The 293-nt window shown below is 59.0% G+C and carries 1 rRNA gene; it reads left to right on the top strand.

Annotated features, from left to right (window positions below):
- A 16S ribosomal RNA gene (locus K1I44_RS15130) occupies positions 1-287 on the top strand; the annotation flags it as partial.
- Between the last annotated feature and the right edge of the window lie 6 nt (positions 288-293).

Below are 293 nucleotides of genomic sequence, written 5' to 3'. Positions count from 1 at the left end.
GCGAACCCGCGAGGGGGAGCCAATCCCAAAAAGCCGCTCTCAGTTCGGATTGCAGGCTGCAACTCGCCTGCATGAAGCCGGAATCGCTAGTAATCGCGGATCAGCATGCCGCGGTGAATACGTTCCCGGGCCTTGTACACACCGCCCGTCACACCACGAGAGTTTGCAACACCCGAAGTCGGTGAGGTAACCCTTACGGGAGCCAGCCGCCGAAGGTGGGGCAAATGATTGGGGTGAAGTCGTAACAAGGTAGCCGTATCGGAAGGTGCGGCTGGATCACCTCCTTTCTAAGG

Source organism: Anoxybacillus sp. ST4, assembly GCF_019448545.1.
In the GTDB taxonomy this organism is placed as follows: domain Bacteria; phylum Bacillota; class Bacilli; order Bacillales; family Anoxybacillaceae; genus Anoxybacillus; species Anoxybacillus pushchinoensis.
The sequence above is the reverse complement of the archived record's forward strand: the minus strand, read 5'-3'. Positions and strand labels throughout refer to the sequence as shown.